22 protein-coding genes are annotated in these 20,664 nt (G+C 35.9%); 13 read left to right on the top strand and 9 right to left on the bottom strand.

The genetic code is table 11. The features are described from left to right. Positions 1 to 18: 18 nt before the first annotated feature. Complete coding sequence (locus tag J576_RS02265) at positions 19 to 921, bottom strand: ATP-binding protein (RefSeq protein ID WP_002049356.1); 903 nt, start codon at positions 919 to 921, stop codon at positions 19 to 21. Between the two features lie 96 nt (positions 922 to 1,017). Here J576_RS02265 and J576_RS02270 point away from each other — a divergent pair, with 96 nt between their 5' ends. Genes J576_RS02270 through J576_RS02275 form a run of 3 tightly spaced genes read left to right on the top strand, consistent with a single transcriptional unit; the run spans position 1,018 to position 2,646 of the window. Next, the gene (locus J576_RS02270) at positions 1,018 to 1,716 is read left to right on the top strand and encodes a FadR/GntR family transcriptional regulator (RefSeq protein ID WP_002049085.1); all 699 of its coding nucleotides are present in this window, start codon (positions 1,018 to 1,020) and stop codon (positions 1,714 to 1,716) included. A 27-nt stretch (positions 1,717 to 1,743) separates the two neighbouring features. Further along, entirely contained in the window at positions 1,744 to 1,953 is a 210-nt protein-coding gene (locus J576_RS20010; RefSeq protein ID WP_050560288.1) for a hypothetical protein, read from the top strand. Positions 1,954 to 1,956: 3 nt separating this feature from the next. After that, positions 1,957 to 2,646 (top strand): metallophosphoesterase, encoded by a 690-nt coding sequence (locus tag J576_RS02275; protein WP_002049289.1) that lies wholly within the window; start codon positions 1,957 to 1,959, stop codon positions 2,644 to 2,646. A 15-nt stretch (positions 2,647 to 2,661) separates the two neighbouring features. On the opposite strand, the gene J576_RS02280 is transcribed toward J576_RS02275, so the two are convergent. The 3 genes from J576_RS02280 to J576_RS02290 form a co-directional block, all read right to left on the bottom strand. Next, on the bottom strand, positions 2,662 to 3,495 hold the full coding sequence (locus J576_RS02280; RefSeq protein ID WP_002049109.1) for an SDR family NAD(P)-dependent oxidoreductase: 834 nt from the start codon (positions 3,493 to 3,495) through the stop codon (positions 2,662 to 2,664). Between the two features lie 46 nt (positions 3,496 to 3,541). Then, positions 3,542 to 3,928, bottom strand: coding sequence for a DoxX-like family protein (locus J576_RS02285; RefSeq protein WP_002049193.1), 387 nt, complete (start codon positions 3,926 to 3,928; stop codon positions 3,542 to 3,544). 207 nt (positions 3,929 to 4,135) lie between these two features. Next, positions 4,136 to 4,774: a TetR/AcrR family transcriptional regulator gene (locus tag J576_RS02290; protein ID WP_002049333.1), complete on the bottom strand. Its 639-nt coding sequence runs from the start codon at positions 4,772 to 4,774 to the stop codon at positions 4,136 to 4,138. Positions 4,775 to 5,337: 563 nt separating this feature from the next. Here J576_RS02290 and csuAB point away from each other — a divergent pair. The 6 genes from csuAB (at position 5,338) to csuE (ending at position 11,375) form a co-directional block, all read left to right on the top strand. Next, positions 5,338 to 5,892: a Csu fimbrial major subunit CsuAB gene (gene csuAB, locus J576_RS02295; RefSeq protein WP_033855477.1), complete on the top strand. Its 555-nt coding sequence runs from the start codon at positions 5,338 to 5,340 to the stop codon at positions 5,890 to 5,892. 73 nt (positions 5,893 to 5,965) lie between these two features. Next, positions 5,966 to 6,514, top strand: a complete 549-nt coding sequence (locus J576_RS02300; RefSeq protein ID WP_033855480.1) for a spore coat protein U domain-containing protein — start codon at positions 5,966 to 5,968, stop codon at positions 6,512 to 6,514. 4 nt (positions 6,515 to 6,518) lie between these two features. Next, entirely contained in the window at positions 6,519 to 7,037 is a 519-nt protein-coding gene (locus tag J576_RS02305; RefSeq protein ID WP_002049104.1) for a Csu type fimbrial protein, read from the top strand. Then, the gene (csuC, locus tag J576_RS02310) at positions 7,031 to 7,864 is read left to right on the top strand and encodes a Csu fimbrial biogenesis chaperone CsuC (protein ID WP_155758114.1); all 834 of its coding nucleotides are present in this window, start codon (positions 7,031 to 7,033) and stop codon (positions 7,862 to 7,864) included. The genes J576_RS02305 and csuC overlap by 7 nt, the downstream gene beginning before the upstream one ends. Continuing rightward, positions 7,861 to 10,359: a Csu fimbrial usher CsuD gene (csuD, locus tag J576_RS02315; protein WP_033855482.1), complete on the top strand. Its 2,499-nt coding sequence runs from the start codon at positions 7,861 to 7,863 to the stop codon at positions 10,357 to 10,359. The genes csuC and csuD overlap by 4 nt, the downstream gene beginning before the upstream one ends. After that, a complete protein-coding gene (csuE, locus tag J576_RS02320; protein WP_002049187.1) occupies positions 10,356 to 11,375 on the top strand; it encodes a Csu fimbrial tip adhesin CsuE in 1,020 nt (339 codons plus the stop codon). Before csuD ends, csuE begins: the two co-directional genes overlap by 4 nt. A 77-nt stretch (positions 11,376 to 11,452) precedes the next feature. Here csuE and J576_RS20300 read toward each other — a convergent pair whose 3' ends face one another. Then, on the bottom strand, positions 11,453 to 11,686 hold the full coding sequence (locus tag J576_RS20300) for a hypothetical protein (RefSeq protein ID WP_002049282.1): 234 nt from the start codon (positions 11,684 to 11,686) through the stop codon (positions 11,453 to 11,455). Positions 11,687 to 12,149: 463 nt separating this feature from the next. Between J576_RS20300 and J576_RS02330 the strand changes: the two genes are divergently transcribed. After that, positions 12,150 to 13,241, top strand: a complete 1,092-nt coding sequence (locus tag J576_RS02330) for a DUF6670 family protein (protein WP_002049127.1) — start codon at positions 12,150 to 12,152, stop codon at positions 13,239 to 13,241. A 146-nt stretch (positions 13,242 to 13,387) separates the two neighbouring features. Here J576_RS02330 and J576_RS02335 read toward each other — a convergent pair whose 3' ends face one another. After that, positions 13,388 to 14,278 carry an AraC family transcriptional regulator gene (locus tag J576_RS02335; protein ID WP_002049162.1) on the bottom strand — a complete coding sequence of 297 codons (891 nt, stop codon included), beginning with the start codon at positions 14,276 to 14,278 and terminating at the stop codon, positions 13,388 to 13,390. Between the two features lie 198 nt (positions 14,279 to 14,476). Between J576_RS02335 and J576_RS02340 the strand changes: the two genes are divergently transcribed. The 3 genes from J576_RS02340 to J576_RS02345 all read left to right on the top strand — a co-directional run bounded on the left by J576_RS02340 (position 14,477) and on the right by J576_RS02345 (position 16,563). Next, positions 14,477 to 15,169, top strand: a complete 693-nt coding sequence (locus J576_RS02340) for an alpha/beta hydrolase (protein ID WP_033855484.1) — start codon at positions 14,477 to 14,479, stop codon at positions 15,167 to 15,169. A gap of 302 nt (positions 15,170 to 15,471) precedes the next feature. Further along, complete coding sequence (locus tag J576_RS20380; RefSeq protein ID WP_153310055.1) at positions 15,472 to 15,696, top strand: hypothetical protein; 225 nt, start codon at positions 15,472 to 15,474, stop codon at positions 15,694 to 15,696. Between the two features lie 309 nt (positions 15,697 to 16,005). Next, a complete protein-coding gene (locus J576_RS02345) occupies positions 16,006 to 16,563 on the top strand; it encodes a TetR/AcrR family transcriptional regulator (RefSeq protein ID WP_002049267.1) in 558 nt (185 codons plus the stop codon). A gap of 36 nt (positions 16,564 to 16,599) precedes the next feature. Here the strand turns inward: J576_RS02345 and J576_RS02350 are convergent, their stop codons facing one another. From J576_RS02350 to aspT, 3 genes are all read right to left on the bottom strand, one after another. Further along, positions 16,600 to 17,028, bottom strand: coding sequence for a hypothetical protein (locus J576_RS02350; RefSeq protein ID WP_002049078.1), 429 nt, complete (start codon positions 17,026 to 17,028; stop codon positions 16,600 to 16,602). A 191-nt stretch (positions 17,029 to 17,219) separates the two neighbouring features. After that, complete coding sequence (locus J576_RS02355) at positions 17,220 to 18,818, bottom strand: bifunctional aspartate transaminase/aspartate 4-decarboxylase (RefSeq protein ID WP_002049264.1); 1,599 nt, start codon at positions 18,816 to 18,818, stop codon at positions 17,220 to 17,222. A gap of 56 nt (positions 18,819 to 18,874) precedes the next feature. Beyond that, on the bottom strand, positions 18,875 to 20,560 hold the full coding sequence (gene aspT, locus J576_RS02360) for an aspartate-alanine antiporter (RefSeq protein ID WP_000574045.1): 1,686 nt from the start codon (positions 20,558 to 20,560) through the stop codon (positions 18,875 to 18,877). Positions 20,561 to 20,664 lie beyond the last annotated feature (104 nt).

A 20,664-nucleotide genomic window follows, 5' to 3' on the forward strand; every position in this document is an offset into this window, starting at 1 on the left:
TTTTATGGCGAGAAAAGCTTAGATCGTTAAATCTGCTGCGCTCAGCATTTCTTGACCTACAATCATTTTAGCAAATTGATTGGCAATTCTTCCTGAACGGTTACCTTGCTGAGTTGCATATTGAATAGCTTTTAACTGAACCGTTTCCCAGCTTTCATGTTGCTGCCATTCATATTCATTTAGCCAGTATTGCACTGTTTTTAAATACTCCTGCTGGCTAAAACCATAGAAATTAATTTGTAGACCAAATCTGTCTGCCAAAGAAATCTTTTGTTCAATGCTATCCCCAGGGCGTAACTCGCCGTTTTCACCCACATTTAACTCAGTATTATCTTTATTGTACTCAGCCACCATATGCTTTCGGTTTGACGTTGCATAAATGAGGGTGTTGTCTGAGCTAGTGGCTAATGAACCGTCTAACACCGTTTTTAAGGTTGCATAACTTGTGTCGCCAGCTTCAAATGCCAAATCATCACAGAAAATAATAAAACGCTCTTCACGATCTTGCAGCAAGTTAATGATTTTAGGCAAATCTTCTAGATACTTCTTCTCAAGCTCAATCACTCGGAGACCCAAGTGGTGATATTCATTTAAACAGGCTTTTACAATAGAAGACTTACCTGTACCACGCGAGCCAGTCATCAACACATTATTTGCCAATAATCCTTTTGCAAAAGCTTCGGTGTTTAACTTCACTTTGGTGAGCTGGTTGTCGATATTGCACAGATGATTAAAAGAAATGAGTTGAGGCTTGCGTATAGCAATGAGGGAACCTTTGTTATTTTCTCTTTCCCATCTAAAGGCAATCGCTTCATCTAAGACATCCACAGAAACTTCTTGGATTTTAGAAATCTTTTCGACTGCTTGAGTAAGTTTTTGAATTTCAAAAATAAGATTTGAAATTGTCTGACTTAATTCCATGAGCTCAACCTTTAAAAATGCATGAAAGAGAATTTGAATAATTAAACATAGGATGATAGTATCACCGTATGTTTTAGCTTGCTAGTACCAATTTTAATGATTGAGCAAATCCAAAAAAGATCTCTCGTAGACGAAGTAATTCATGTCATACGCCAGAATATTAAAAATGACATGTGGAAAGTAGACGAGAAAATTCCAACTGAACCTGAGCTTGTGCAAGGTTTAGGTGTGGGCCGAAACACCATTCGTGAAGCAATTAAAATTTTAGAATATTTAGGTGTTTTAGAAGTTAAACAGGGGCTAGGTACTTTTGTACGAACTAAAAATGATTTTTCGATTGTGATTAATTCCATTCATCATTCTGATTTATATGAACACCTAGAAGTGAGATGTTTATTAGAAATTGAGATTGCGAAATTGGCTGCTCGGCACAGTACGCCTGAAGACATGCGTGAAGTTATGGAGTGCTTAGAAAATAGAGCTAGAACAAATGAAGAAGATGTTGCGAACTTCATGTTAAGTGATAAAAAACTGCATTTGGCAATTGCTAAGGCAACTCATAATAAAGCCTTGCAAGCAACCTATGATTATTTCTTAAACTCAAGCTATCAATACACTTTAGAGTTAGTCACCAATAAAAACTTACCTGATCCAAATCAGCAAATACATAGCGAACTCGTTCAAGCCATTTCCAATAAATCTGAGACAGAAGCTATGCGTATTGCTGAGTCCATGTTGGCTCCAATATTACGCGCGTTAGATGTAATCAAAGCTGACCCTACCCAAAAGAACTAGATAGATAGACCAAATACGATGAGTTTTATGATTGTTTCGAATAACTTCGATGTTCCTTACTATTTAAGTCTTAGGAAAGAGAAGGGTATGACGGCTTACTATTGGGCAACTCATCAATCTGATCTAGCTTTATTTGAAACTTATGAGTTGGCTTATCGGTTTTATTTTCCATCTCGACATATTCTGATTCGAAGTGAAATTAAAGCTTTTGCTCAACATGGTGAAAATAAAGTTTAAACCATGAAAGAGATGTGTACGGTCATTCAAAATGCTGATTTAAAATATCAAAATATATATGTAGTCGGCGATATACACGGCTGTTATTCACTTTTAATGGATGCGCTTGCAAACGTTAATTTTAACTTTGAGCAAGATTTATTAATTAGTGTCGGTGATATAGTCGATAAAGGGCCGCAGAGTTACCAGTGCCTTGAACTTATAGAAAAGAAGTGGTTTACGATGGTTCGGGGCAATCACGAAGAGCTATGTATTCAAGGCAACTATAATTCTTACTTTCGAAAAATCCATGAAAAATATGGCGGTGAATGGTTTTATACACTAGAGGATAAGACCCGAAGCCAGATTGTCGCTCAGCTAAAAAAACTACCGATTATGCTTGAGTTGCATACACGCCGAAAAAAGATTGGCGTCCTTCATGGAGATATGCGGCTCGATGATTGGGATGCTTTGAAAGCTCATGTTGAGATGAAGAACTCGGAAGTTTCTAATACGTTCTTATCTTATGCCGAAATTTTGTGGGGCAGGTCTCGCATAAAAAATAAAGAAGATTACGGCACTGTTCAAAATATTAACGAGATTTATTTAGGCCATACAGTCGTTGAAACTATGCTGAAGCTAAATAACTGCTTTTTTATCGATACGGGTGCCTATCAATCAAACCGTCTTACTTTAGTGAAGTTAGATGGTTAACCATATTAAACCAACCTAGAGATGCTCTAACGCCGTGCCTTTAACAGGGTTTCTGCGCCAGTAATAAGGCTGTAAAAATCTAAGAAAAAGCTTCCACGGTGTAATCCACGCGATGCGTCGGTTGGTTTTTGTGTTTTGAATAATTTGTTTTGCTAAATACGCACAAACAACTTCTGGTGGGTCAATTACAAAGAAAAATAAGCGCTTCATCTTTTTCCAGTTTTGAATATTTCCATTAGTCCAAGATGAAACTAACAAGTCGGTTGCTACCATACCCGGGCTGAGAGTACCGGTTAAGATAGGAGTCGACTTAGTCTCTTTATAAAGCGCTTTACTAAAATAACTTACCGCCCGTTTAGTTGTCGCGTAGGCAGTCATTCCAGCACTCCATTCGCCATTGCTTCCCCAACCTTCCATGTTAAAGATTTGGCCATACCCTTGTTTAAACATGCCTTTTAGAGCCACTTGCGAACCGAGCATTGTGCCTAAAATATTAGTCGATATGGTCGTTTGCAATTCATCGGGTTGAAGGTCAAGGAGCTCTTTTGTAGGGTGGCAACTACCTGCATTATTAATCCATACATTGACTTGCCCAAAATGCTGAATTGCTCGATCCCACAGTGTTTGTACATCAGCAATTTGTGTCACATTGCAGCATAAACCAATAAATTTCTCTTTATTGAAATGAGTTTCTAAATAGGATAGGGCATGGTTAAGATGCTCAACATTTCGTCCCGCTATTACAACTGAACAACCAAGATCTAAAAAAGCATGGGCAAGTGCTAAACCAATACCCTTTGTACTTCCAGTGATGACTACACAACCAGCTTCACAGTTAGATAAACTCATTGAAATCTCTATAAATTTTTAAAACTCAAAGCTATTGAGCAATTTTTCATAAATGAGCGGTTTGCTCTTTTAATAAAAGCAGATAAATAATCGATAAACTTATCATCGAAATATTCATTACGATAGGGTTATAAGGTGAAATAAGTGTAGAGGGTATTAAAAAACCAATTAACAGCAGTAAACCCAATAATCCTAAAATACTTAAATAATGAATATATTTGTGAGGAGAGAAAAGAAATAATAAACCAAAAATCACTTCAGCTATACCACTGCCACGACCTGCAAGTTTTGCATAATCAAAAGAAAGTCCTATCGTTTGCCAGACAAAAATTTCATCAGAGTTAATAAAAATGATTTTAGGAACGACGCCTTGATAAATCCATAAGAAAGCGAGTACAAAGTTTATAAATTTTAACGCTTTAGCATTACCCATTGAGACTCTCTAAAAGTTCAAAATTCTATTTTCATCATGGTAACTATTATGTTTTGATTTAAATTTTTCTTCAATAAAAATGAAATTTGGTTTGTTTTTAATCATTTTTTGATTGTTATTTTTTAAGAATATTATTGTATAGAATACGACTAATCTATTTGTATTTTTTTATTAAAACATAGGAGAAGTGCTCCTATGTTTCTAAATTTATGGTTCACTCACTAATCTTGATATATTTTTTAAAATTATATTTCTTAGAAATTCTTTATAACATTCATCTGTGTTTTTATTTGAATGTTGAACTAAATATCCATTAAGTTGGGTAATTATAATAATAGCTCTTTCTTTATATTCTTCTGAAGATATTTCACTATGAATGGGAAGTATAATTTTATATATCAGTTCGAAATTATACTTTTGTATCATTGACAAAAAATCGTAAACATAGGGGAGATGGTCTGAAATAGAAAACACCTCTTTAAATGTATGAGTAATGATCGGTTGTTCTATTTCATACATTATATTGGTGATAATATTCATAAACCGATGTAAAGGAGGTTCATTCACATTTAAATTAATTAAAATTTCAATCCGCTGTATGTAGTCACAAATTAATTTATTAAGTAAAGCTTTTAATAAAAGATCTTTGTTTTTAAAATAATGCTGTAGGGTACTTAAACTAATATTGGATTGTGTGGCAACTCCTCGCATACTAAAACCAGAATAACCTTTCGTAAGAAAAACTATTTCAGCATTTTTTAAGATTTGCTTTATTCTTTCTTGCCCTTTTAGTGTAGTAAAGGACTTCTTTATTTGCATAGTATCAAAGGTATCAATTTTGATCATTATCCAGCCTGTAAGTACTATTTAAAAAAGGCATTCTAAACCATGAAATTAAAAAAATATAAATAAAATATTTAAATTCTATTAAACTAAATATAGGTCATATGACCTATATTTTTATAATTTAGGTCAGGCGACCCAATCTAAAATTAAAAAATAGGTCGAGCGACTTAATTCCTTTTCTTTAGAAATAGTTTAAATAGGTCATTTGACCTATTTAAATAAGAATAAATATTGTTCAATTTTACACAGTCTATAAATGATTGTATTTGAATAAATATTGACTAATTTTTATTTAAAGAGTGATATTTGTTTTTTTTGATTTTTAGTCATTTTTATAAAGTATGGGTGGGTATTTAATCTTGTTTTTTAATGGTCTTTAGAAAAAGAATTTTAAATAAGTAAACATAGTCTTTTTGTAATGTATGTATACAAGTTAAATAATTGTTATTAAATTGTGAAAAGAATCACACAATAGTAAAAGATAGTTTGTTTTATATATAAAACAAATTAGCCGTATTTTATTTATCAAGTTTGATTCATTTTGTTCTACAAATCTAATCATTATATATGTAGGTTATGAATATGAAAACATTCAGAAATCACTTCTTGCAGCATTAATAGTTGCTGGTTATGCGGTAAATACTCAAGCAGCTGTTACTGGACAGGTTGACGTTAAATTAAATATCTCGACAGGCTGTACTGTAGGTGGTAGTCAAACTGAAGGAAATATGAACAAGTTTGGTACTTTAGATTTTGGTAAAACTTCCGGTACTTGGAACAACGTATTAACGGCTGAAGTTGCTTCAGCTGCAACAGGTGGCAATATTTCTGTAACTTGTGACGGCACAGATCCTGTTGATTTTACAGTCGCAATTGATGGTGGTGAACGTACAGACCGTACTTTAAAAAATACTGCTTCTGCTGATGTAGTTGCATATAACGTTTACCGTGATGCTGCACGTACAAACCTCTATGTTGTGAACCAACCACAACAGTTCACTACAGTGAGTGGACAAGCTACAGCGGTGCCAATTTTCGGTGCAATTGCACCAAATACAGGTACAGCAAAAGCACAAGGTGATTATAAAGATACTCTGTTAGTCACTGTAAATTTCTAAATATAAAAAGAAATAATTAATTGAGTGACAGGTTTACTCAGAGACGAGTGAACCTGTTTTAAATGGAGGGAAGATGATATTCAATCGCGGTTCAGTATTTATATTTTCATATTTTTTAATTACTTCATTAAATGCGGGTGAAATTGGAGCTAAATTAACGAGTCAAATTGAATTATTACCTTCTTGTTCTATCAATAATAAAGTTGTAGAAAATAATACAGCAAATTTAAATTTTGGATCTTTAGATTTTGGAGAAGCTACAACTACTTTTAATGGGGTGTTGGAAGCAAGTTTAATAAATAACGGAAATTCCGGCTTACAAATACAATGTGCTGGTATTTCAACTGTAAAAATAATATTTGGATCTGGAAATAATGATAGTAAAGTTCCTGTTTCATTCTCACAAAATTATTATCATGCATTAAGTAATGGTAGAGATTTTATCGTTTATAATTTGCTCTATGGTTTAAATAAACAAGTCATTAGAGCAAATGATGTTTTTATACTTAATGATATGAATACTAAAAAGAATATCGATATTTTTGGTCAAGCTGTACATGATGGTAGTGGTATATCTAAGGGTGAATATAAAGATATAGTACCAATTACAATTGAGTTTTAAGAAAATGAAATTTTTTTATTTTAAGGTAATGTTGTTGCTATCTATGAGTCAACTTATATATGCAGCTGATCCTCAATTAAATTCGAGTTTTAAAGTTCAAGCTAAAATTGAGAATGGTTGTTCGATAGATAATATCGAACAAAAGATGGATTTTGGTCAATACTCGGCTTTATCAAAAGATAAAGTGGTTGCTAGCATTATAAATAGTAAAAGTTCTTGGAATATACGCTGTACAGAAAGTTTACCTGTAAGTATTTCTATAGATGGTGGTGAAAATCTACAAAATAATATAAGGCGAATGAGAAATAGCACATCTTCTAATTATTTACCTTACAAATTATATAATTCGAGTAGTTTGGCTAGTGAATATGTAGTTGGTAATAAATATTTATTGCCTGCTACAAAACCTACAAACCGTCTAGCAAATTTTGAAATATATGGTGTCGTTGATTTAGAAAATAATAATGAATCACATGCGGCTGGAATTTATAAAGATACTGTTTCAATAATGATTACATGGTGATTTGTATGAACAATTCTGCATTTATTAAAAATGGCATTTTAAAATCTTTTTTATTTGCAAGTACATTATCACTTGTTACACCTGTGATGGCGCAAGCAACCTTCTTAATTTGGCCAATTTATCCAAAAATAGAAGCCAATGAAAAAGCAACCGCGGTTTGGCTCCAAAATACTGGCAAGACCGATGCGATGGTGCAAATTCGGGTGTTTAAATGGAGTCAAAATGGTTTAAAAGATGACTATAGCGAGCAATCAGAAATTATACCTAGCCCGCCTGTAGCTAAAATTAAAGCAGGCGAGAAGCATATGCTTCGTTTAACCAAAAGTGTCAATTTGCCAGATGGTAAAGAGCAGTCATATCGTTTGATTGTCGATGAGTTACCGATCCGCTTTTCTGATGGAAACGACCAAGACGCTTCTAAAGTGAGTTTCCAAATGCGTTACTCCATTCCGTTATTTGCCTATGGAAAAGGTATGGGTAGTGGTTTAACTGAAGAAAGCCAAAAAGCGAATGCAAAAAATCCTTTAGCCAAACCTGTTTTACAGTGGTCAGTCCGCAACAATGACCAAGGACAGTCTGAGCTATATTTAAAAAATAATGGACAGAAATTTGCGCGCCTTTCGGCACTTAAAACTTCAAAAACTGGCAATGATATTTCTTTAGGAAAAGCTGCTTTTGGCTATGTGTTATCGAATAGTACCGTGAAGTTTGCTATCGATAAATCGACCGCAAATGAGTTACTAAAAACTTCTAAAATTTATGGTGTGGATAGTTCTGGCATAAAACAAGAGTTAATCGAAATCACCAAAATGGAGGATCCAACATGATCCTTCGGCATAATAATTTATGCAAAAGTATTTTGCTAATTTTGTTGTCGGGTGGATGCTTAAATATTCCAAATGTTGCTCTTGCTGGCGATTTACCTCCACCACCAAAAGATATTAACGAAATTAATCAACTGATTAAGCTATACCTAGACTTGGTTGTAAACCAATATTCAGTGCAGCAGGTTGTACCTGTTATTGTTAAAAATGATGAGTACTTCATACAAAAAAACAAGCTGATTGATGAGTTGGAAATTCAAATTCCTCAAGAGTTATTGGCAAATAACCAGACTACTTTAACCAATCAAGATGTTTTAACTTTGGGATTTAGTGGCGATGCGAGTGACTGGATATCTTTAGATAAATTAAAAGATGTGAGCTATGAGTATCAATCATCAAATCAATATTTTAAGCTTAACTTTCCACCTGCTTGGATGCCGACTCAAGTTTTGGGTAAAGACTCATGGTATAAACCTGTCGTTGCTCAGTCGGGTATAGGACTGCTCAATAACTATGATTTTTATACTTATAGGCCACATCAGGGTGGTTCAACCAGCAGTTTATTTACAGAGCAGCGCTTTTTCTCACCGCTCGGTGTGATTAAAAACTCTGGGGTCTATGTTAAAAATCAATTTAAAAATGAAGGTAATTCCGAGTCTTTAGACAATGACGGCTATCGTCGTTATGACACCTCTTGGCAATTCGATAACCAAAAGAACGCTACATCTTTTGTGCTTGGTGACATTATTACGGGTAGTAAAACGACTTGGGGAAGTTCTGTTCGTCTGGGCGGTTTTCAGGTACAAAGAAACTATTCAACCCGACCAGATTTAATTACCTATCCATTGCCGCAGTTTATTGGGCAAGCCGCGTTACCCAGTACAGTCGATTTAATTATTAACGGGCAAAAGACCAGCTCAACAGAAGTACAGTCTGGTCCGTTTATTTTAAATAATGTTCCTTTTATTAACGGTAAAGGGGAAGCCGTAGTGGTCACGACCGATGCAGTCGGACGTCAGGTCACAACAGCAGTCCCGTTTTATATTTCTAATACTTTGCTAAAGCCTGGCTTATTTGACTACTCATTGTCTTTAGGGAAAATCCGTGAAGACTACGGACTTAAGAATTTTTCTTATGGGAAATTTGCAAGTGCAGCCGATGCCCGTTATGGGGTAAATGACTGGTTTACAGTAGAAGGGCGTACCGAGCTTTCTTCAGACTTACAGTTATTCGGTGCAGGGTCTGTACTCAAACTTGCAAACTTAGGTGTACTGAGTGCTTCTTTTAGCCAAAGTAAAGCCGATAAATCTATGTCTGAAGATCGGACGAAAGACTTGGAAGGGAAACAATATACGGTTGGGTACAGCTATAACCGCAATCGGTTTGGTTTTAGTATTAACCATAACCAGCGTGATGATGAATATACCGACCTTTCACGGCTGCAATATAGCAACTTAATTTCAGTGAATAGCAATAAAAGCCTAACCGCTAATACTTACTTTGCCACTAAAAACTCAGGCACCTTTGGTGTTGGTTATATCAATACTAAAGCAAATGACTTTAAAAACCGCTTCTTAAACTTGTCATGGGCGCCTGTTCTACCGACTTATATGAATGGCGTGACTGTTTCTTTAAGTGCCAACCGTGACTTTATTGAAAAAGAGTGGAGTGCTGCATTTCAACTTTCGATACCGCTGTTTCAACGAAACGCAACTGTAAACTCGGGTTATGCATTTAATAAACAAGGCGATACCGGCTACATTAACTTTAACCGTTCTGTGCCATCCGAAGGTGGTTTCGGTGTCGATTTAACCCGACGTTATAATGAAAATAGTGAAGATTTAAATCAGGCACGAGTCAATTACCGCAACGGTTATATCAATACCGACTTTGGGATATCTGGAAACCATGACTATAACTATTGGTTTGGTCTATCCGGATCTCTCATTTATATGGCAGGAGAAGTATTTGCTTCAAACCGTTTAGGTGATTCTTTTGCATTGATTGATACCAACCAAGTGCCGGATGTTTTGGTCAGATATGAAAACAGCCTAATTGGCCGTAGCAATAAAAAAGGCCATATTTTTGTGCCATCCGTTACGCCTTACTATTCGGGTAAATACAGCGTCGACCCAATCGACTTACCTTCAAACTTCACCATCACACAAGTTGAACAGCGTATTGCTGCCAAACGCGGTTCTGGCGTTGTGATTAAGTTCCCAGTTCATCAGTCTATTGCTGCTAACGTTTATTTAACTCAAGCAGACGGCAAACCGATGCCTGTAGGTTCTGTCGTGCATAGAGCTGACCAAGAGTCGTCTTATGTGGGAATGGATGGCATTGTCTATTTAGAAAATTTAAAACCGAACAATACCGTAACTGTTCAACGTTCGGATCAGAGTATTTGTAAGGCAGATTTTTCTGTAGATGTAGAGCAAGCCAAGCAACAAATTGTGGTGGTTAAGCCTGTTACGTGTCATGAGGTATCTTTACCATGAATATAAAAACAAAAAAATTACTTAGCCATTTATTTATATTTTCTGGACTAATGCTAGCTGGAAATTTGGCTCATGCTGCATGTAATGTGAGTGCTTCGGGTTCATCTTCTATTTCGGTTCCGTCTATCTATTTAACAGAAAACGGTGAAAACTCTTCACAGTTTAATTCAGGTTTGTCATGCACGGGTTTTAGCTTGGCTTTGGCGAACATGACCTACCTAAAATATCGGGTTGAGCAAATGTCGAATTCATTTACCAATGCTCAAACCGGAGAAAAGCTCAATGCTGTTATTTTAGACAGTAACAATGAAATCATAAGCTTAGGCCAAGAAAAAGACATGAGTAGCTTTACGCTGGTCAATCTTTTTAGCGGGCCTGATGGCAATTTACCTTTCTACATACGGCTTCCGGCTGGGCAAAGTGTATCACCTGGTGTTTATCAGGCTGATTCACCTTTAAAAGTAAAATGGTTTTATTCGGTACCGGGTGTTGCTATTGCTGGCATCGGGATCTTTTTTGAAAGCCCGGGGTTTAAACGTGGGGTATTAGGTATTGGTTTTAACTGGGGAACTGGCGCGGACTCCCTTGGTTCACTCTCAATTACCGTACTTCCAGACTGCCGAATTTTAGCTCAAGACGTAAACTTTGGTACGGCGGCGTTTGCTTCCAAGCTTGAACCTGTTCAGTCTTCTATGGGAATACGTTGCTCGGTAAATACACCATATTATGTCAGTTTAAATAATGGACTTTCCCCTCAAAACGGTAACCAGCGTGCCATGAAGTCACAAACGGGAAATACATTTTTAAAATACGATATTTTTAAAAATTCATCGAATGACCGATGGGGCAGTGGTAACGAACGTTGGTCGAGTTTAAACGCAACGGTTAATCCGGGCGTGCATAACGGAGTAACCCAGCAGAGTTATGTGTTTACCACAAAAATTGTCGATGAAAATGCAGACACTGTACCAGCGGGAACGTATCAGGATACGGTTACGGTACAAGTCGAGTTTTAAAAGTTGTGTTGTATGAAAGATAAAAGCTCAGTTCATGGGCTTTTTGTCTTTAAATGAAGTCATTAGTTTTAAAAAATTTACTCAAGCTCTAATTGGTCATCATCTTTAGTAATTTTAATCTTTATCTTTTTATATTTCCGTTTATTTGGATCGAGCGCCGAGTTCATTACTTCATCCGCAAAAGGCGGGCATTGCATCAGTTTGGCATAAGCTCTATAGCCGATGCGTATACGAGTAGGTGGGCAATCGGTTCTTTTTGAATAGTATTCAATGAGAGAGTTCAGTTCTTGTAATAAAGTTTGCTGGTCCATCATACATACTTAACAATTAGATAACTCAAGCATAATAGACTTAAGCGCTTAGTGGAATATGTATTTAAAATATCCAATTTGCTTAATTTGTGATCTAGTTCTCTAAAAATACTATTTTGTGTATCAAGTTTGTTTTTATATATAAGGTTGGTGTTTTTTTTAACCGAATTGTCATAATGAAAAGCTAAGTTAAGCCTATAACAAGAAAAGATGAAGATTGTTGCGAACAATAAAAGCAAGAAGCAATTTTCAAGTAAAGCTGGTCTGTTGTAATTAAGCTAATTCGAAAGAATTGGCTTTTTTGTTTTAATACATTCTATTTAAAGAGTTTTTTGGAAATATTATCGTTAATAAAATTGGTATTCATTTAAATCAAGATGTCCTTTATTAACATTCAATTGAAAATTATCAAGTTCTAATATGGAACTCTTTTTAATCAAATTAAAAATAAAGGATCTAAAAAGTGTTAATTTCAAGCCATAGATTACCAAAGAGTTTTAAGGATAAAGCCAACCAAAAAATTGCAAAAATTTCTGGCGCATTATTTGGAGCTGTTACACCAGAGCGTCAATCAACATTGCCAAAGGATTTTGAACTCAGTCCACATACTCTTTATAAACGCTTCGGTAGTACACATTACGGAATCATGATACCTGACCTACCTGAACCATTTCGATACTTATCTTGGGCTTCGGTATTGGGTTATGTGGGATTTACGATTACAGATACTAACTATCAAATGTCTAAGGATGGAAAAGGAGATACAGCTTCTTTAGTGCATGGAACAGCATTATCGACAACTTCTGAAGCTTACAGAACATTTTCAATTAAAGATGATATTAAATTTAACCAAGCGCCTTTTGCGATTAACTTTGACAATCAAACGGTCATGCATGAGGACGGTGAGGGATATATATTAATTACCAAAAGAGAAGACTTTGAGTTAGAACTTTATTTGAAGCCGACAAAAGCTATTTCATGGTTTGCCTATAGTGACTTTTATAAACACTTTAGTGTGCTAATGCACTATGAAGGTTATATTAAACAAAAGGGGAATAGTAAGACAGTTCAAGGGCTTTGTACTTTGGAGTCTTGGAAAGCTATAGCGACCTCAATGCTTAAGAACAAATGGTTAGTAGAAAATATACAAGTTCCCGTGAAAGTTTTTAGTTATCAAGTCATCAATATTGACCGTGAACAGCAGTTATTGCTGGCTTTTATTTGCTATGAAGACCAACCCATTTTGACTTCTGTTTACTATCGTCATATTGATGGAACATCAATTCAATACAACGGAGATATACTTTTTGAAGTAACCAGTCTTCAAGAAGAACCACAGATTACACCTGATGGTTTTCCAATGAATTTACCAAATACTTTTCGCTGGGCTGCTTATCACAATAATCAAAAAGTTTTAGATATTTCAGCTCATGTCGACACTCCATATTGTTTTGGATTGGCTGCTGGTTTTGTTTCTTCCTATGCGTGGCAAGGTGAATTCTATGATCAGCCATTAGTAGGAAGGGGCTATCTGGAATATATTGACCGAAGATAAAATTGTTTTAAAACTTAGTTGTTTATCTACAGCTTCAAGCGAACTAGAAAAAATCTGTTTTATAAACTCAATTTAACAATAAAATTTAATTGTTTATCCTTACTTTTTAAGATTTTATTGTTTTAGGTTAGGAACTTTTCTTTTTATTATTTAGTTTTGGTTTCTGAAATCTCTCTAAATTTTCTTGGGCTATAACCAAATGTTTGAATAAAAGATCTGGTGAAAGCTGCGGGTGAAGAATAACCAACTAAATCAGAAATTTGTGAAATACTTTTATTCGTTTCAATTAAATACTGATTAGCTAACTTCATTCGCCAATGCTTGAGATAATTAATCGGAGTAGTACCGACCAATTCTATGAAACTTTTTGAAAATTTTGATTTAGATTGATTAGTTTCTTTGGCAAGAGTTTCTACGGTCCACTCTTTAGCAGGGTTAGAATGCATTAAGAATAACGCCTTGCTAATAGTAGGATTCTGCAAAGCTGATATCCAACTTTTATGGTTGAGTGTTTCTTTGTTTAGCCAGAATCTTATTGACCATACCAACAGTAAATCGATAACACTTGAAAGCATAACTTGACTACCTAAAGATGGCTGATCAAGTTCTAATTTTATTGCAGCTACTGTCATGGGTATCCATTCTGCAACTTTACCATTTTGGTGTGAGGGAACTAATATGTAATTAGGCAATCCTTCAGCAATTGTTTGACCATATACGCCGTCTAATTGAAAAACACATGTAATAACAACGGGTTCTACAGCTTTATCTTCTATAATTTCGATAGAATGCTTAAACCTCGATGGAATAACAATAACATCTCCCTCATGTACGGTTTCATTTAGTTTTTGTTCGTTACTTTTTATTTTAAAGCTACCACCTTGAAATATATGAATATACGAATAATTATTATCCAGAAAAACAATATTTTTATTTTTATAATTTTCAACATGATAAATTTTTCCCGATATTTTTGCATTCTTATAAATATCAAAAAATATATCAGTTAATTTATTTATCTCATGCTCATTTTCCATCTCACTACATCTCATCAAAAAAAATGTTTCTGCAAAAAAATATGCTGTTTTGGTAATTGTGGAAAGTAGTTTTATAACAAATAATCATTTTACAAAGTTTTTTAGTTTGATATTTGATCAAATTATCAAACCATTATGTATGAATATTCTTAATTTAATTTATTAAATTCAATACTATAGTTTAAGGTGGAGTACGTTATGAGTAATAAACCAACAATTATATTAGTACATGGTTTTTGGGGAGGTGCAGCCCACTGGAGTAAAGTTATTATTGAACTTTCTCATAGAGGCTTTACCTCATTACAAGCAGTTGAATTGCCTTTAACCTCACTCGCTGATGATGTAGAACGGACTAAAAAAATGATAGCGCAGGTTGATGGAGATGTAATTTTAGTTGGACACTCTTATGGAGGTGCAGTTATTACTGAAGCTGATAATCTTCCAAACGTTATTGGTCTCGTCTATATTGCAGCATTTGCTCCTGATACAAATGAAAGCCCAGGTGAGATTACGCAAAAGCATCTGCCAGTAGCTGCGCCTAATTTATCGCCAGATAGTGATGGTTACCTATGGCTTAAAGCAGATAAATTTCATGAAAGTTTCTGCCAAGATTTAACAGAAGATGAAGGGTTAGTTATGGGTATAACCCAAAAGGCCCCGTTAGCAAGTACCTTTGGTGACACGATTTCATCACCCGCTTGGAAAACTAAACCTTCTTGGTATCAGATTTCTACCCAAGATCGAATGATTAGTCCAGAAAATCAAGCATTTATGTCTTCTAGATTAAATGCAAAAAAAGTCATTTCTTTAGATGCGAGTCATGCTTCTTTAGCTTCCAAGCCAGTTGAAGTTGCGGATTTAATAGAGGAAGCTGTTTCTTTCTTTAATTAAAGTTATTTAATGAGTTAAACAAACTAAGAAGTTAAGAAAATAATAATTTTTTTAACTTCTATTTCATTATAGGTCTGAATTCAACTTGTCTAGATGGCCTATGGCTGAATTGATGCCTTAACATAGATCAGTTTTCACAAATCATTTCATAAAAATCATCAATAGCAATGTGTCTTATTGCTAATGAAAATTTAATCATAATCTTTTTTGAATTCCCCCCTTATAAACACCACTTAACAATAACCAACTCATTATTTATCCTTACTTTTTAATGCTCTAAATTAAAACAAATGTCATTTTGTATGCTTGACTGCAATAGGGTTGAGCACTATCCTTTGCCTGCTGGCCTACATTGCCAGTCAGCTTTTGACAGAGCTGGTACAAAAGGCGCACAACAACGTTTTTATCGTTTTGTGCGTACTCCTAAGTCACGCCTTTATGGTGAGGCTAGGAGGGGCACGCTTGCGTGCGCTGGTTTCCTTTTGTACCAGTCTGTCAACCCTTCTAGTCTTGCCACCATTATTTGACAGTAATTGGTAAGACTCTTTTAAATCAAAAGGAGTCCGCACATGCGTACTAATTCTTCTTTATTGGCCTTCGCCAAATTCTCTCTGCCCATACCGCTTAAAAAGTCTATAAAACGGTTTAATCGACTCTAGGTTTTCTACGCCTTAAGAATCGTTACGACTAAAAATCATAGCAACAATAAACCCGAGATAGGCGAGCACACCGTTATTGTGCGGCTTTTGCATGCCTGTATTTAGTACTCAATTTAAGAGTGACGGCATTTCTATCTCTTTTATATACAACAAAAAATTATTTTAATTGGTAAAACTATGCCACGTTATTTAGAAGCGCCTTCCAAAAAATTACACATTATTCGAACGGCTATACGTCTATTTACAACCTATGGATTTCATACCGCAGGCGTAGACCTGATTGCCAAAGAGTCCAACATTCCGAAAGCTACGCTTTACAATTACTTTCGCTCAAAAGCAGGCCTCATTGAAATATGCCTTTTACTTCAAAAAGACACACTCATGGAAAAAGTAAGAGAGGTGATAGAAACAACCCAATATTCCACGTTAACCGATAAACTCAGACAAATTTATCTTTTACATGCCGACTTAAATAGCGCTTATTATCTATTGTTTAAAGCAATTTTTGAAACTAAATCACTTTATCCTTATGCTTACCAAAGTGCCGTGCGTTATAGGCGTTGGCTAAAAAATGAGGTTTTCTGCCTCATGGTAGAAACTAAGAAAATGACTTCTTATGCAGAAGCAGAGATTTTGGTATTTATGATAGATGGGGCAATTTTAGGGCTTTTGACCTCAGACAGAGTTGAAGAACAAACCAAGTTGTTAGATTACTTTTTGGTGAGAGTCGCCTAAAAACTCAGAGCAACCCAAGCTATTGGGCTTGGGCTGCTAAGCGCCTAATACGGTAATGCCGTCATATTCGTTTTCGGCTTTCTCAAGAAATTTTGTAATTTCTATGATCATGTTAAGTGCTTGTGGTTTGAAAAAGTTAAAGTGAGTTGCAAACCATTCTGTTTCTTCTTCGAAAATGAGCTTTAATGCCTTATCGTATTTATCTAACTGATTTATAAATGAATGAAGCCAATATAAATCTTTTATAATATCTCTTATTTTTTCTTGGTTAATAAAAGTAGCTCCCCAATGAAAAAACTTTTCTTTATCTCGGTTAAATACATTTTCAACGAGTGAAAAAGCAATTTCATCAACAACTATAGAGTCTATACAATCTTTATTTCTATTTAGATCCAAAGGTATAATTTGAATATTTAAAGAGCCTACTAAACCAGAAACGAATTTAACATCGAAATTAATTTTCATATTAAATGGATGAATAATTTAAGTTTTATTTTTCTAAGGTTAACTATTTATATTCAAAAATTCTAGTTGATTAGATAAATATATTGAATGTAAAGCTGCACTATAAATTTTTGAATTGAAAAACTGAAATAGTAAATTAAAGAACAGAAAGGAAAAAGTGAGGCTGCTAGAGCCTCACTGTATATAGGTGCTTATTTGCCTTTTTTAGTTTTTAAATATTCTGCATAAGCTTCATCTGCAAAGCGTCTTAGAGAATCACCAATTGCGGCATATTGGTATTCATTCAGGTTAGCTAAAGATGCACGAGCAGAAGGGTGCTGCACACCGAAGCCAGAACCCGGCAATAAAACCACACCTGTTTCATCTGCTACTCTAAATAATAGCTCGGTCGGATTTTTATTTTTCATAACCCAATCTGCAAACTCATCTCCATAGAGAGTCCGTGATGTGTTTTCAAGGTTGACTAGGGTGTAGTAGTCCACAGCATTTGGATCTGTTGGAACCTCGACACCAAGCTTTCTATAAAGTGCTGCATCGCGTTCACGAACAACAGATTTAACTGCTTTTTTATAGCTTTGGCGTGAGTCCATCATATTAAATAGTGCAAATAAAACCATTTGAACTTGTTGTGGGGTAGACAGACCAGCGGTATGGTTCAAAGCAACATTTCGGCTATCGGCAACTAAACGGTCAATAAACTTAATGCTTGCTGGGTCGGTAGTTAAAGATGAATAGCGCTCTTCAAGCTCTTTCTTCTCTTTTTTCGATAAGTTCGCAATTTGTTTATCAAGCACATTGTTATTTGAAAGTGCAATGACACCGAGTCGCCAACCAGTCGCACCAAAGTATTTAGAGAACGAATAAACCAAAATGGTGTTGTCAGGACAGATTGCAAAAAGTGATTTGAAGTTATCTGCAAACGTACCGTAAACGTCATCGGTCAAAATAATCAGATCAGGGCGTTTTTTGACGATATCGGCCAAAATCGCAAGTCCTTCATCACTCATTTTCACCGATGGTGGATTACTTGGGTTGACTAAAAAGAATGCTTTAATAGACGGATCTTCTAACTTTCTAAGCTCCGACTCTGGATATTGCCAACCGAGTTTAGGGTCGGCTTCAATCAATACTTCTTCAAGCTGGTAGTCATTGAGTTTTGGAATCTCAAGATATGGCGTGAAAATAGGGCTACCAATGGCAATACGGTCGCCATTTTTGATAATTTTATTTTCTTTTAATGAGTTAAAAATATAGGCCATTGCGGCTGTTCCGCCTTCGACCGCAAACAAATCTAAGTCTCTTTTTTGCATGCCTTGTACGCCCATTTCTCTTAAGACGTACTCTTTAATAATTGTTTCACTCACTCGAAGCATTCGGTCTGGCACTGGATAGTTACAGCCTAAAATCCCTTCAACCATTTCAAGTAAAAAAAGATCTGGGTCTAAGCCTAACTGGTCGCGCACATAAGACACGGCTTTGCCTAAAAAGACCACACCTGGTTTGTCACGGTTTTCCAAAATGAAGTTATCAAAACGTGACTGGAGTCCAACGGGGCGCGGGAAGCCACCTAAACCTTCCGGCATATAGGAAAATGAAAACTCGGATTCAGTCGCAGAAAACAAACCCAGTTGAAAGAATGCTCTACGTGGGATAGTGGCAAGAAAGTTCGGATTACCACGCCCAGCATTTAACATCATTCGGTCAGTTTTGCTTTGAGCTAATTCTATTAAATTATCTTTAAGTTCAAATGGGCTGAGTTTTGCGTATTTAGAATAATCGACTTTCCCCATGGGACGTCTCCTTAATTATAGTGAGATGAATAAAATTTCTAATTCAATGTATAAAATCAGGCCAAGCCTACGATCAGTGGTCCGAGTAAGGTTAAGAACACATTTGCTAGGGCATAGGTAATTGCAAATGGAACGGTCGGAATCGAGTTTCCTGCTTTGTCTAAAATTGCACCAAATGCAGGGTTTGCACTGCGTGAACCAGATAGTGCCCCTGCCATTACTGCAACGTTGTCATAACGCAGAACATAACGAGCAAAGAGCATGGAAAGTAGGAGAGGAACCAGTGTTACCACAACTCCAATCATAAAGAGTGAAAGACCACTTTCTTTAATGGTTTGAATTGCTTGTAAACCTGATTGTAAGCCGACGGCAGCAACGAAGCCTGCAAGACCCAAATCTTTAAGAAGCTGTGAAGCCGCTAAAGGCATATTGCCATGCACTTGATTTCGACTTCGAATCCAACCAAACAGAAGACCTGATAGTAAAGCACCGCCACCAGCACCAAGAGTTAATGGCACATCACCCAAACGAATCACAAAAAGACCAATCACTAAGCCAACCACAAGGCCTGCACCATGGAAAATCCAGTCCGTTTTTAAACTTTCAGGCAGGGCTTTACCAGCTTCTTTCACCAAGCGGTCGAGGTCACTTTTTGTTCCGTATACAGTGACCACATCACCTTGGCGTAAAACGGTGTCGTTACTTAAAGGTTGGGACTCATCGTTACGCTTAATCGCAAGTACATAAATACCGTGCTTTAAATACGCAGGCGTATTGGCCTTAATATCTCCTAAAGTACGGTTGAGATATTTGGAATTTCTTAGGATGACATCGCTGGTATCCATAATCATTTCCATACCTTGCGATGACTGTAATTCGCTACCGATTTGCTCGGCAACCGAAACAACACTGGCACGGCGACCAACCAGTAAAATGACATCGTCTGTTTGTAAAGTTAGCTCGGGAGCGACATCAATAAACTGATCTTTACGTTTTAACCGTTCAATCGTAATACTCGGCTCTTTTGCTTCAATTTCCGCAATAGTTTGCCCATTGGCTTGTTTAACTTTATAAATACGGCCAACAATTTCCGGCATTGCGAGTTCTTGGCCCGGTGCGAGTTCAAAAGCACCTTTGAGTCGTTCACTCTGAGCTTTTAATGCATCGTCGTGAATTTCTTTACCCATAAATTTAGGCAAGATATTCACACAGACAATAATTGCTCCCAATGAACCAAAAATGTAAGTCACTGCATAGCCAATCGCGACATTTGCTTGAAGTCTTTGAATTTCTGCGAGTGGGAGATCAAGTCTAGAAATTGCATCTCCCGCAGTCCCAATAATGGCTGATTGAGTCATGCCGCCCGCAGCGAGACCCGCAGCCAAGCCTTTATCGAGATGAAAAATTTTAGCCATCACTAAAACAGTGACTAAACCACACACTGCCATGAATACTGCTAATAAAATTTCTTTTATTGACTGTGGACCCAGTGATTTAAAAAACTGAGGGCCACTTTCAAAGCCGACTGCGTAAATGAAGAGAGCAAATAAAATTGCTTTAACGCCGTTATCGACAGGTACGCCAATAAGACTTAAAACAACTGCGACGAGTAAGGAGCCTGCGACTCCGCCAAACTGAAACTTTCCAAACTGGAATTGTCCAATCCAGAAGCCTATTGCGAGTGATAAGAACAATAATATTTCGGGGCTGTGCTTTAAAACACCTTGTAACCATTCAATCATTTTGATCTCACTTTTATTATTAGATCTATCTTTAATATATAAATTTATTTATTTTTCATTTTTAAAATACAATATGAAAATTACTTAAGCAAACCTTTAAGTTT

It is taken from the genome of Acinetobacter sp. 766875, assembly GCF_000582055.1.
GTDB classification, from domain to species: Bacteria; Pseudomonadota; Gammaproteobacteria; order Pseudomonadales; family Moraxellaceae; genus Acinetobacter; species Acinetobacter nosocomialis.

Excerpts from the sequence above, each read along its gene's own strand:
- J576_RS02265 (WP_002049356.1), bottom strand. The coding sequence starts at position 921 with ATGGAATTAAGTCAGACAATTTCAAATCTTATTTTTGAAATTCAAAAA.
- J576_RS02270 (WP_002049085.1), top strand. The coding sequence starts at position 1,018 with ATGATTGAGCAAATCCAAAAAAGATCTCTCGTAGACGAAGTAATTCAT.
- J576_RS20010 (WP_050560288.1), top strand. The coding sequence starts at position 1,744 with ATGATTGTTTCGAATAACTTCGATGTTCCTTACTATTTAAGTCTTAGG.
- J576_RS02275 (WP_002049289.1), top strand. The coding sequence starts at position 1,957 with ATGAAAGAGATGTGTACGGTCATTCAAAATGCTGATTTAAAATATCAA.
- J576_RS02280 (WP_002049109.1), bottom strand. The coding sequence starts at position 3,495 with ATGAGTTTATCTAACTGTGAAGCTGGTTGTGTAGTCATCACTGGAAGT.
- J576_RS02285 (WP_002049193.1), bottom strand. The coding sequence starts at position 3,928 with ATGGGTAATGCTAAAGCGTTAAAATTTATAAACTTTGTACTCGCTTTC.
- J576_RS02290 (WP_002049333.1), bottom strand. The coding sequence starts at position 4,774 with ATGATCAAAATTGATACCTTTGATACTATGCAAATAAAGAAGTCCTTT.
- J576_RS02300 (WP_033855480.1), top strand. The coding sequence starts at position 5,966 with ATGATATTCAATCGCGGTTCAGTATTTATATTTTCATATTTTTTAATT.
- J576_RS02305 (WP_002049104.1), top strand. The coding sequence starts at position 6,519 with ATGAAATTTTTTTATTTTAAGGTAATGTTGTTGCTATCTATGAGTCAA.
- csuC (WP_155758114.1), top strand. The coding sequence starts at position 7,031 with ATGGTGATTTGTATGAACAATTCTGCATTTATTAAAAATGGCATTTTA.
- csuD (WP_033855482.1), top strand. The coding sequence starts at position 7,861 with ATGATCCTTCGGCATAATAATTTATGCAAAAGTATTTTGCTAATTTTG.
- csuE (WP_002049187.1), top strand. The coding sequence starts at position 10,356 with ATGAATATAAAAACAAAAAAATTACTTAGCCATTTATTTATATTTTCT.
- J576_RS20300 (WP_002049282.1), bottom strand. The coding sequence starts at position 11,686 with ATGGACCAGCAAACTTTATTACAAGAACTGAACTCTCTCATTGAATAC.
- J576_RS02335 (WP_002049162.1), bottom strand. The coding sequence starts at position 14,278 with ATGGAAAATGAGCATGAGATAAATAAATTAACTGATATATTTTTTGAT.
- J576_RS02340 (WP_033855484.1), top strand. The coding sequence starts at position 14,477 with ATGAGTAATAAACCAACAATTATATTAGTACATGGTTTTTGGGGAGGT.
- J576_RS20380 (WP_153310055.1), top strand. The coding sequence starts at position 15,472 with ATGCTTGACTGCAATAGGGTTGAGCACTATCCTTTGCCTGCTGGCCTA.
- J576_RS02345 (WP_002049267.1), top strand. The coding sequence starts at position 16,006 with ATGCCACGTTATTTAGAAGCGCCTTCCAAAAAATTACACATTATTCGA.
- J576_RS02350 (WP_002049078.1), bottom strand. The coding sequence starts at position 17,028 with ATGAAAATTAATTTCGATGTTAAATTCGTTTCTGGTTTAGTAGGCTCT.
- J576_RS02355 (WP_002049264.1), bottom strand. The coding sequence starts at position 18,818 with ATGGGGAAAGTCGATTATTCTAAATACGCAAAACTCAGCCCATTTGAA.
- aspT (WP_000574045.1), bottom strand. The coding sequence starts at position 20,560 with ATGATTGAATGGTTACAAGGTGTTTTAAAGCACAGCCCCGAAATATTA.